This is a genomic window from Acinetobacter sp. 148 (assembly GCF_031196675.1).
GTDB classification, from domain to species: domain Bacteria; phylum Pseudomonadota; class Gammaproteobacteria; order Pseudomonadales; family Moraxellaceae; genus Acinetobacter; species Acinetobacter baumannii.
In genome coordinates this window covers 1-10,560 of record NZ_JAVIMT010000052.1, presented here as the reverse complement: position 1 = coordinate 10,560, position 10,560 = coordinate 1, and the positions used below count along the sequence as shown (strand labels likewise).

At 35.5% G+C, this 10,560-nt stretch carries 10 protein-coding genes and 1 pseudogene; 8 read left to right on the top strand and 3 right to left on the bottom strand.

Annotation, left to right across the window (positions count from 1 at the left end; translation table 11 throughout):
- Positions 1 to 164 precede the first annotated feature (164 nt).
- Positions 165 to 554: a hypothetical protein gene (locus RFX69_RS08910; RefSeq protein WP_000989975.1), complete on the bottom strand. Its 390-nt coding sequence runs from the start codon at positions 552 to 554 to the stop codon at positions 165 to 167.
- A 197-nt stretch (positions 555 to 751) separates the two neighbouring features.
- Here RFX69_RS08910 and RFX69_RS08905 point away from each other — a divergent pair, with 197 nt between their 5' ends.
- A complete protein-coding gene (locus RFX69_RS08905) occupies positions 752 to 1,579 on the top strand; it encodes an RsiV family protein (RefSeq protein ID WP_162283249.1) in 828 nt (275 codons plus the stop codon).
- Positions 1,580 to 1,781: 202 nt separating this feature from the next.
- Here RFX69_RS08905 and RFX69_RS08900 read toward each other — a convergent pair whose 3' ends face one another.
- Positions 1,782 to 2,183 carry a DoxX family protein gene (locus tag RFX69_RS08900; RefSeq protein WP_000157576.1) on the bottom strand — a complete coding sequence of 134 codons (402 nt, stop codon included), beginning with the start codon at positions 2,181 to 2,183 and terminating at the stop codon, positions 1,782 to 1,784.
- Between the two features lie 109 nt (positions 2,184 to 2,292).
- Between RFX69_RS08900 and RFX69_RS08895 the strand changes: the two genes are divergently transcribed.
- The 5 genes from RFX69_RS08895 to RFX69_RS08875 all read left to right on the top strand — a co-directional run bounded on the left by RFX69_RS08895 (position 2,293) and on the right by RFX69_RS08875 (position 7,443).
- Complete coding sequence (locus tag RFX69_RS08895) at positions 2,293 to 2,907, top strand: TetR/AcrR family transcriptional regulator (protein ID WP_000622631.1); 615 nt, start codon at positions 2,293 to 2,295, stop codon at positions 2,905 to 2,907.
- A gap of 101 nt (positions 2,908 to 3,008) precedes the next feature.
- Positions 3,009 to 3,425 carry a hypothetical protein gene (locus RFX69_RS08890; RefSeq protein ID WP_000739329.1) on the top strand — a complete coding sequence of 139 codons (417 nt, stop codon included), beginning with the start codon at positions 3,009 to 3,011 and terminating at the stop codon, positions 3,423 to 3,425.
- A gap of 466 nt (positions 3,426 to 3,891) precedes the next feature.
- Positions 3,892 to 5,313: a GntP family permease gene (locus tag RFX69_RS08885; RefSeq protein ID WP_002059082.1), complete on the top strand. Its 1,422-nt coding sequence runs from the start codon at positions 3,892 to 3,894 to the stop codon at positions 5,311 to 5,313.
- 33 nt (positions 5,314 to 5,346) lie between these two features.
- Entirely contained in the window at positions 5,347 to 6,132 is a 786-nt protein-coding gene (locus RFX69_RS08880; RefSeq protein ID WP_000163855.1) for a 3-hydroxybutyrate dehydrogenase, read from the top strand.
- 324 nt (positions 6,133 to 6,456) lie between these two features.
- Positions 6,457 to 7,443 carry an AraC family transcriptional regulator gene (locus RFX69_RS08875; protein ID WP_004713138.1) on the top strand — a complete coding sequence of 329 codons (987 nt, stop codon included), beginning with the start codon at positions 6,457 to 6,459 and terminating at the stop codon, positions 7,441 to 7,443.
- Positions 7,444 to 7,510: 67 nt separating this feature from the next.
- Here the strand turns inward: RFX69_RS08875 and RFX69_RS08870 are convergent, their stop codons facing one another.
- Positions 7,511 to 8,854 carry an MFS transporter gene (locus RFX69_RS08870; protein WP_000848254.1) on the bottom strand — a complete coding sequence of 448 codons (1,344 nt, stop codon included), beginning with the start codon at positions 8,852 to 8,854 and terminating at the stop codon, positions 7,511 to 7,513.
- A 328-nt stretch (positions 8,855 to 9,182) separates the two neighbouring features.
- Between RFX69_RS08870 and RFX69_RS08865 the strand changes: the two genes are divergently transcribed.
- Positions 9,183 to 10,433: a dienelactone hydrolase family protein gene (locus RFX69_RS08865; RefSeq protein WP_289332779.1), complete on the top strand. Its 1,251-nt coding sequence runs from the start codon at positions 9,183 to 9,185 to the stop codon at positions 10,431 to 10,433.
- 12 nt (positions 10,434 to 10,445) lie between these two features.
- Positions 10,446 to 10,560: pseudogene (locus RFX69_RS08860) on the top strand (short-chain dehydrogenase); the annotation flags it as partial.

The window sequence follows — 10,560 nt, the reverse complement described above, 5'->3', positions numbered from 1 at the left end:
CTGTTTTTTCAGCATACATCATTCCTTTAAATTACTCAACTTACCTAGAAGAGTAATTTATACGAAAATTTGCCTAATATGATGTTTTTTGACAAAAAATTATGAAAAATAAAAATCATGGACTTATTTAATAGAGAGCTAGAAATAAATGTAAAAATCTTGAATTACTTTAATAAATTGTCCCAACAAAACTCGTCTCTATTATTAGAAAAATATATAAACACGCCAATTACATGGAAAAACAAATAACCTAGCCAAATTGCTTGAGGAGCAACTTTCAAGCCTTCTAATAAAACAGTTGTTGAATAGATTGCCAATAAAAAGGTGAAGAGAATGACGTATGTAGTACTCACTACAAATTTATATTTCGGTGCTAGATGAGGGATTTTATAACCAATAAGAATTTGCATCCCGCAATTTATGATCAATGAAATTATACCTATAAAGACTTGTGGCATATTTAGAGATGTTAAAGAGAGTTGCGTAATTATAAAAATAGCTTGCCACAGTACAAACATCCCCAAAGGATACAGTATAAATTTAATCCACATCATATTTTGTTTTCTTATCAATATCTTACTTCGCTATTGTATTAAATAATTTAAATTAAATAAATATTATTTTTTCAAAATTTATTTTCAAAGAATATCAAGATATAAAGTCATTCTAATTTCAATTAATATATCTATGAATTTTTAAATTCTTTAAAATTTAATTTAAAAGATAAATAAATTATGTAAGGGTATAATTGATGAATAAAACTATTCTTGGTTTAATGGTAGTACCACTTGTATTGAGTGGATGTATAAAAAAAGCAGAGGAAAAACCAACAGAAAAAACGGGAAAAACCTCTACTATAAAAGCAACTGAACAGCCCCCAAAAGAAGAAAATATAATTCCTGCTATGCTAGTACGTAATTTTCTTGTGAAGTTTCAACAACCCAAAATTTGTGCTCCAAATCCAGATGTTGATGGAATTGTATGTACCTCTAAAGAAGCGATTGCACTTAAAAGTAATATTGAATGGATTGATCAAGTAATCGATAAGGAAATCCGTAAAGATTATGCAGATGCTCTTACACCTCCTTCAGAAAAGCAAAAGCAACTAAATCAAACCCAAGCTGAAGGGTTTAATAACTGGTCACAGAGTGTGGTTTATCGCTTTAATGGACAGTTTGGCCAATATGTGCAAATTTCGAAAGTAAGTTCAGAATATTCTGGCGGGGCTCATGGTATAGCAACTTTTGAAGATTATATTTTTGACTTAAAAAGTAAAAAACGCATTGAATTAAAAGATATTGTTATCAATGGAAAGATGAATGCGCTTAAAGAAGAATTGTGGAAACAATACGGATATTGGTGTCAAGAAAAAGATATGCAGCCTTATATTAGTAAAGAAGACTTTAAAGTAAGTGAAAATTTCTATATTAATCAATCAGGCGGGATTACATTTGATTTTCAGCTTTACGAATTGGCTCCATATGCTGCAGGTCCTGTGAGTTTAGAACTCTATGATACAGATCAACTGATAAAATCAGATTTTTTACCGCCAATGCCTACTTTAAAAACTGAAATGTAAAAATAACTCCTGCCTAATCCGATAAAGATAGTAGAGCAAAATTTTTATATTAATTTACAATCTCTAGTAAATGGTAATAGTCACAATGGCACAGAATTTTTTGAGGAAGAGGATTATTCGGAGTCTCTATTAAAGAGCCCTGTGAAGACAGAACTCACTATTTATGTAACACAGAAGATTTTGAGTTTTTGATTATCTCAACTTATTTTTTGGTGGCTATTGCTGCTAATAGAAGCCCTCCACTTAAAGCAATATGTTCTAATACAATTTGGAAATCCTGAGTTCTTTGTGGTTCAGCTAATTTCCAAAAAGGATGTCCAATAGGAATACAAAGTAAAGTGAAAATGGCTAGTATTCCTGCACCTAACCATGTAAGCCCTGCAAAATTTGAAATAAGTAGAATTGATCCTATAAGTTGAATGGCTATAGTTGCAAAAGCAAATAATTCAGGAAGTGGTAAATTTGCTCCAATCATTTCATTAACAACAGTATCAAAGTTAAACACACCAAAAATACCAGCGATTAAAAAGAATGAAGATAAAACTATTCGCCCAATAACTAATGTGTAATTACTTGATAAAGTATTATGAATTAAGGATGCCATAAGAAGATTATTCCTATATAGAGTTGATGGTAACGATCGTTACCATCATACTTTTGTACATGGTAATGTCAATAACCATGGCACGCCTTTTATTTTGTAGGAAAGAATTGTGATAAGTGAAAGTACCAAAACCAATCAAATTGATAATAAAAATCGCCTTATAATTCAAACAGTAGGTGATCTTTTTCTAGAGTATGGTTACTCAAGAGTTTCTATTAATTTAATTATTTCCAAGATCGGGGGGTCTAAAAGAGATCTATATGCTCAGTTTGGAGATAAGGAGGGGCTTTTTAGGAGTGTGATTGCGGATGTGTGCCAGCAAGTACTTGATCCACTAAAAGCCTTGCCAGTAGAAGGTGGCTCAATTGAGCAAGCTCTTACTTCTTTTGGAAGAATATTTTTATCAGTACTTTTATCTTCTCGCGTAATTGCTTTACAGAAACTGGTACTTTCAGAAGCGACTCGTTATCCAGAGTTTGCAAAAACATTTGTACAATTAGGTCCAGTTAGTGCATATAACTTAGCAGCAGAACTTTTAATGAAAAGGGCTGAGGTTGGGGAGATAAAAGTTTCAAAACCGAAAGTCATGGGTGCTTTATTTTGCGATATGCTCATCTCAGATCTACAATTTAAAATTATATCTGGTGAAATAGTTACTGATAGTCAAATAGATGAGCGTGTTGAAATGGCAGTTTTAACTTTCCTAAATGGTATAAAAAGCTAAAGTTCGGTTCAACTGAGCGAATACAATTGCTCAAAATCCGTAAAATTAATGAACAAGATCTGAACTGTTAAATTTTACACATTATTAAAATGGATAATTTTATGAAAAAAAACATTTTTTTAGCTTTAGTTCTGGGCTTAGTTGGGTGCTCAACAGCTCCAGTTGTTCCGAATACAGCAAAACCGATACCTAATGAGAGAGTGTACAATCAGAACTATTTAAAGAAACAGACTCCTGAACAAGCAAAAGTTACTTTTTCACGAGATAAAGGTTTTCTAGGATCTGGTTGTACTCATGATATGTATGTAAATAACGAAAAAGTATTTTCAATTCGCTCAAACGAAATAGCTACAATTTATCTTGAGCCTAAATATTATATCTTTAGATTAGAAACTGGTGGGGGAATGTGCCCAAATATTGCCACTTCTCAAGAAACAGAAGTCAAACCAGGGGCAGAGATAGAATATCGAATTTTACTTCCATCTGACTTTAATTTAAGACTAACTCGAATGAAATAAGAGAGTAAGATCTTTTGTCTAAAGCAAACAAGCAATATCAGATTTTAATTAAACCCACTCGTCATTAGGTGGGTTTTTCTTACTCGCTAATAGATTATTGATCTCAACTAACAAAATATTTATTAAATTAATTTATAAAATATATTATTCAATTGGCTTTATTAAATAATATAGAAAAATTAATTTAATTTACTCAATAATTAATAAGTTTTATAAAACAATAATATTTTTTAATAATTAAATTTTACCAAGAGAGCCAAATAAGTGATTGTAATTTATTGTGATTTAAAAATTTCAATAAATTACATTGTTTTTAAATATTTTAGTGATATTTTATTTTTTAAGCTCATTTACCTATTACCACACATGGATATTGTGATTTTTATCATTATAGGTTTGGGATAACCTAAATATCTTTTGGTAATTTTATTGAACCTAATATCTATTCTTTAGGGAGAAAGAATATATGTGGGAATTATTTGTAATTCTACTTTCACTTGGGCTGTTAATGTATACAGCTTACAAGGGCTTTTCTGTCATTCTCATGGCACCAATTTGTGCCTTACTTGCAGTTTTACTCATTAATCCGGCCAATGTTTTACCGTTTTATTCGGGCGTCTTTATGCCCAAAATGGTGAACTTTATTAAAGATTACTTTCTTGTATTTTTGCTGGGGGCAATTTTCGGTAAAGTCGTTGAAATGTCAGGAATTGCTGAGTCTATTGCTAGAACCATTGTAAGATGGATTGGGGCAAAAAAAGCAATTTTAACGGTTGTATTACTAGGTGCAATTTTAACCTATAGCGGTGTAAGTTTATTTGTTGCTGTATTTGCAATTTATCCCTTTGCAAACCAGCTTTTTAGACAAGCGAATATTCCAAAACGTTTAATTCCAGGAACCATCGCGCTGGGTGCATTTACATTTACCATGGATGCATTGCCTGGTACACCACAAATTCAAAATGTAATTCCGACCACTTTCTTTGGCACTAATATTTATGCCGCACCATTTCTAGGAATTATTGGTGCTATTTTTGTTCTATGCATGGGTTTGGCTTACTTAGAATGGCGTCGCCGAGCTGCTGCAAAAGCTGGCGAAGGCTTCTCGGGTTTTGGCGTAGACAATACGCTATCTCAAGAAATTGAAGCCGATATGAACTTGCAAAATAATGGAAGTACGGCTCGTCAGTTTTTAGCGTTTGTGCCTCTCATTCTTGTTGCCGTAATGAACAAATATTTGTCTAAAGCAATCAAAGAGTGGTATCCAAATGGTTTTGATTTTGCCGCAGTTGGATTAGCGGATTACACCGTAGATGTTGCAAAAACCGGTGCGATCTGGGCAGTTGGTCTTGCGCTGATTGTCGGGATTATTTCCGCAATTTTATTTGATTACCAACGTGTAGTGACGAACTTTAAAGAAGGCATTAATGCCAGTATTGGTGGCTCACTTTTAGCAGTGATGAATACCGCATCTGAGTATGGTTTCGGTGCAATTATTGCGTCATTACCGGGCTTTGCCATGATTAGTCATGCAATGAGCAGTACTTTTACAAATCCACTAGTAAATGGGGCTGTGACGACAACTGTTCTAGCAGGTATTACCGGTTCAGCTTCTGGTGGTATGAGTATCGCTTTAAGTGCGATGGCTGAACAATATAACGCCGCGATTTTAGCTGCGGGTATTCCACCAGAAGTCATGCACCGTGTGGTTGCGATGGCGTCAGGCGGTATGGATACGCTTCCGCATAATGGTGCTGTTATCACTTTACTCGCTGTTACAGGTTTAACCCATAAACAATCGTATAAAGATATTTTTGCAGTCACAGTAATTAAGACATTAGCGGTATTTGTGGTGATTACGGTCTTTACCGTAACGGGTATTGTTTAAATCAGTACGTTATAAGTATTAAGGAGTAAATAAATGACAAAACTTTTAGACGGTAAAGTCGCTTTTATTACAGGTTCTGCAAGTGGTATCGGTCTAGAGATTGCTAAGAAATTTGCTCAAGAAGGTGCCAAAGTTGTTATTTCTGATATGAATGCCGAAAAGTGTCAAGAAACGGCGAGCTCACTTAAAGAGCAAGGTTTTGATGCCTTATCTGCACCATGCGATGTGACCGATGAAGACGCTTATAAACAAGCCATTGAGCTTACTCAAAAGACTTTTGGTACGGTTGATATCTTAATTAATAATGCTGGTTTCCAACATGTTGCGCCTATTGAAGAATTTCCAACGGCTGTTTTTCAAAAGTTAGTTCAAGTCATGTTAACTGGGGCATTTATTGGAATTAAACATGTTTTTCCAATTATGAAAGCTCAAAAATATGGCCGTATTATTAATATGGCTTCAATTAATGGCTTGATTGGTTTCGCTGGAAAGGCAGGTTATAACAGTGCTAAACACGGCGTAATTGGCCTAACAAAAGTTGCAGCTTTGGAATGTGCACGTGATGGTATTACGGTAAATGCTTTATGTCCGGGGTATGTAGATACACCATTGGTCCGTGGTCAAATTGCAGATTTGGCTAAAACCCGTAATGTGAGTTTAGACAGCGCACTTGAAGATGTAATTTTGGCAATGGTTCCTCAAAAGCGTTTACTCTCTGTTGAAGAAATTGCTGACTATGCGATTTTCCTTGCGAGTAGCAAAGCAGGTGGGGTAACAGGCCAAGCTGTCGTGATGGATGGCGGTTATACGGCCCAATAATTTAATTGTTTTATAAAAGCCGCTTATTCTATATAAGCGGTTTTTTTATTCGTTAAAAATTTATGATTATCTACTGTTCAAAATAATGCTTTATCTCTACTATAACTTGTTATAAAAAACTAAGAAAATAAGTTCGTTAGGGTATAAATTTATACTTTAAAGGTATTTAACTTATTTCCATTTTTAAAATTTAATAGAGTATGAGAAAGTAATATTTACGCTATTTCCTGATTAGATATTTTCAGGAAAACTCGTCAATTAAAGGGTATTAATTGGCATACAAGTTGCTTTTTTATCAATAAGTTTTAGCTAGGTGAAAAGGATATGATATCACTCAGCCAACAGATGGAACTCAATCATTATTCACGCAAAGCTGAATTTGCGCAGAATCTAATGTCCACAATTTGTGGTGAACACCGTCTAGACACAATTTACAAAGATAATCTCGATTTCCACTATGACGGAATGCGTTTGCCCAATAAAAAAATGGCAATCGGCACAATCAGTTATGGTGCAAACGTCGCTATCAACATCTCAAATTTAAAAGCTTATAGCATTAGTTTACCTATACAGGGACGACAAGCTCTCAACATTCGTGGTGCACATTATCAATCTGATGAAAACAGAGGCCTAATTGTTTCAAATAATGATCAACAAGATCTGATTATCGATAAAGACTGTAGAAAATTTCAGGTGGTTATTCCTGAGCGAAGTATGCAGATTGTCCTTGCAGATTTACTGAATAAACCTATAGAAACACCTATCATTTTTAACCCTGAAATGCACTTAGACTCTGAGCAACTGATTGGAGCGTGGTGGAAGAATATTCAGAATTTTTTACAGCTAAAATCGCAATATAGCAATTTTTATGGTTTGCAGATGTTATCTGAAGACTATGAAAATTTTGTAATTAAAGCCTTACTATTATCTCAAGAAAACAACTACTCTAAAGCTTTAAAGTCACTCTCACATCAAGATGAGCCAGCTTATATTCGAAAGGTTCGTAATTTTATTATTGAACATGCTCACGAAGAAATCTGTGCAGAAGACTTGCAGCGTTTGGCTGGGGTTTCAAAATCAAAATTGTATGATGAATTTCAACAATACTACGGCACCAGCCCAATGTCGTATTTGAAAAAATATCGTCTTCAACAAATTTACAAAATCTTGAGCACTACAGGAGCAGATAAAAAGGTTTCTATTTCAAAGCTTGCGTATGACTGGGGCTTTAACCATTTAAGCCGTTTTTCTCAAGAATATCGTGAAGAATTTGGAGAAAACCCAAGTGAGACCAAAGGCAAAATTTTCTGATATTTAATTTTCCAAATAAAAAACTGATTTAGGCAACTAAATCAGTTTTTTATTTATCGATTAATATTTATAGACTTTCTTCGAGTTTTAACACTTGTTTGTGTTTAGATTTCTCATAAATTACTTTTAGGCTAAGTGCAATAAATGAGATGAAGGTTGGTATTGCTAGAATAAAGAAAATACCGCTTAAGCTTAGGTTGAAAGTGAAAATGAGCGAACCAAAGAAAGCGCCTAAAATTGCACCGATACGACCAATACCATGCATCCATGAAACACCAACCGCGCGGCATACTGCCGGATAGAACATAGCCGCAAGTGGCAGTAATGAAGACTGTGCACCAGCGAGCAATGCACCAATTAAGAAGATAGTAAGACCCAATAAGAAAATATTTGAGCTCACCAAACCTGCAACAATGAATAGGACGAAAGCAATCAGATATGAATATTTAATCACTGTAGTTGGGTTCAGTTTATCCATGTACCATCCCATAATGGTTGCGCCAATTACACCACCAAAAGGGAAAATCGCGGCAATTAAACTAAACTGTTGGGTACTGAAACCTGCTGTTTTTAAAATCGTTGGCATCCAGCTTGTTAAAAGATAGAACACCAAAAGACTAGTAAAACAGCAGAGCCAAAGCATGCTTGAACCCCAAAGATATTTTCCTAAAACTACTTTAACCGGATTTTCATCCGATGCAGTTTCTGCTTGAGTTAAAACAAGTTTTACAGGCTCTTGAAAAGAATGACCTTGAATGTTTTCTAAGATACGCTGTGCTTTATCTTGCTGATGACGTGTAATTAAGTATTGCGTTGATTCAGGTAATTTAAGTAATAAAGCAACCACTAAAATTAGGGGAATACTCCCGCCAATAATAATAACCTTAGCCCAGCCATAGCTTTCTAATAGATAAGCTGAAAGGACACCGCCACAAGAAATACCCAGCATAAATCCACAGCCAGCAAGACCTGTAAGGAATGCTTTACGTTTTACAGGCATATATTCTGAGACAATAGTACTGATATTCGGCATAGCTGCGCCTAAACCAACACCTGTAATAAAGCGATAAATCATTAAGTCTTGAGTTGAATTGGCAAAGCCGCATAAAATGGTAAATATGGAAAACAAGAGGCTTGTAAAAACAATAACACCTTTACGGCCAAACTTATCGGCTAAAGGTCCCGAAATGATTGCACCAATTGACATGCCAACTAAGGCTGCACTTAAAACTGGTGCAAGTTGAGGCTTGGTAATTCCCCAGTCATCTAGTAATGCCGGAGCAACAAAACCAATAATTCCTGTGTCTAGACCATCACAGAAAAAGACAAAAAAGCCTAGGATAAAAACCATCCACTGTAAGGGAGACAGTTTTTCGCGATTGATAATCGTATTCGCATCTATCGTTTTCATATGTATTCCTTCTTAAAATTATTTAATTCCCTGAGTAATTCAATGTATTCGTTACAAAACCTGTATCTTTGATTAAACTATTTTTAGCCAGTCTTCACTATCCAATAAGTCCTAATCTTCATCCATTTTTTCCAAATTAGATAAAAAGTATTAATTTCATTTTTACTTTAAGTTTTTGAAATATAGATATTTCTTTGTTTTTAATTTTTATCCAGTTTGATTGATTTTGATAATTACGCAGAGATTGGATAGTGCTTGCAGCTTTTGGACAGTCTAAAAAAAATTTCAGATAGAAGATAAAGCCATAACAATGTCAGGAGTTGACACTATGGCTGGTCAAACCATTCAAATTAAAACTGCATCTGGAAAGCAGTTCAGTGCATATCTAGCGACACCAGAAACAGGAAAAGGACCTGGTGTGGTGCTTTGTCAGGAAATCTTTGGGGTGAATGCAGCAATGCGGGAAAAGGCAGATTTTCTTGCAGAAGAAGGCTATACCGTTTTAGTACCTGATTTATTTTGGCGTGTAGCACCTAATATTGAACTGGGTTATACACCAGAAGATTTTCAAAAAGCTTTTGAACTTTATCAGCAATATGACGAAAACCTCGGTGTTGAAGATATTCAAGACAGCTTAGCTTTTTTAAAGACACGACCAGAATGTGATACCTCTACAGGTCTCGGCGTGGTGGGCTATTGTTTAGGTGGAAAGCTAGCTTACTTGGCAGGCTGTCGACTTTCGGAAGTGGCATGTGCCGTAGGTTATTACGGTGTAGGCATTGAAAAAGCGTTAGATGAGTTAGCTAACGTAAAAGGACGTTTGGTTTTACATATTGCAGAACTGGACCAATTTACACCGCCAGATGCGAGACAAGCGATTGTCGATGCAGTTAACCAATATTCAAATGTACAAGCTTATGTTTACGAAGGTGTTGATCATGCCTTTGCACGACCAAAAAGCAACCATTACCACAAACCTTCAGCACGCTTTGCTCACGAGCGTACAGTAACAGCACTACATGAAACGATTGGCCCGAAATATGACTTAGTTACACTATGGGAAGAACATATTCGTCATGAGTTCGATACGCGTGACGTCCCAGCAACTATGGCAACGATGGTCGCAGAACCTTATGTCAACCATATTCCAACGTTAACTGGTGGGGTAGGCCAAAGCCAGCTTGCTCGTTTTTATCAGTATCACTTTGTTCATCAAAACCCGAAAGATATGAAGATCACTTCGATCTCTCGTACGGTTGGCTCAACGCAAGTGGTAGACGAGTTCATTATGAGCTTTACCCACGATGCTGAAATTGACTGGTTATTACCGGGTGTAAAACCGACTGGTAAATATGTCGAAATTCCAATGTTAGGTGTAATTCAGTTCAGAGGTTCAAAGCTGTGCCATGAGCATATTTACTGGGACCAAGCATCGGTGCTCGTTCAAATTGGTTTATTAGACCCAACAGGCTTACCAGTTGCAGGTGTCGAGACAGCGCGAAAACTTCTTGATGAAGATCTTCCTTCCAATACGTTGATGCCATCTTGGTCAAGTAGTGAAGGCAAGCCAGTTAGTTAAGGAGGATCTGCAATGAATATAGATTTAAAAGGAAAAGTTGCTGTGGTGAGCGGCGGTGCAACACTGATTGGTAAAGCTGTTGTGCAAGCCCTAGTCAGTGCAGGTGCTCATGTCGCTATCTTAGATA

What these genes read in the sequence shown, in the direction of transcription:
- RFX69_RS08905 (WP_162283249.1), top strand. Translation starts at nt 752, where the DNA reads ATGAATAAAACTATTCTTGGTTTAATGGTAGTACCACTTGTATTGAGT.
- RFX69_RS08910 (WP_000989975.1), bottom strand. Translation starts at nt 554, where the DNA reads ATGATGTGGATTAAATTTATACTGTATCCTTTGGGGATGTTTGTACTG.
- RFX69_RS08865 (WP_289332779.1), top strand. Translation starts at nt 9,183, where the DNA reads ATGGCTGGTCAAACCATTCAAATTAAAACTGCATCTGGAAAGCAGTTC.
- RFX69_RS08870 (WP_000848254.1), bottom strand. Translation starts at nt 8,854, where the DNA reads ATGAAAACGATAGATGCGAATACGATTATCAATCGCGAAAAACTGTCT.
- RFX69_RS08875 (WP_004713138.1), top strand. Translation starts at nt 6,457, where the DNA reads ATGATATCACTCAGCCAACAGATGGAACTCAATCATTATTCACGCAAA.
- RFX69_RS08880 (WP_000163855.1), top strand. Translation starts at nt 5,347, where the DNA reads ATGACAAAACTTTTAGACGGTAAAGTCGCTTTTATTACAGGTTCTGCA.
- RFX69_RS08900 (WP_000157576.1), bottom strand. Translation starts at nt 2,183, where the DNA reads ATGGCATCCTTAATTCATAATACTTTATCAAGTAATTACACATTAGTT.
- RFX69_RS08885 (WP_002059082.1), top strand. Translation starts at nt 3,892, where the DNA reads ATGTGGGAATTATTTGTAATTCTACTTTCACTTGGGCTGTTAATGTAT.
- RFX69_RS08890 (WP_000739329.1), top strand. Translation starts at nt 3,009, where the DNA reads ATGAAAAAAAACATTTTTTTAGCTTTAGTTCTGGGCTTAGTTGGGTGC.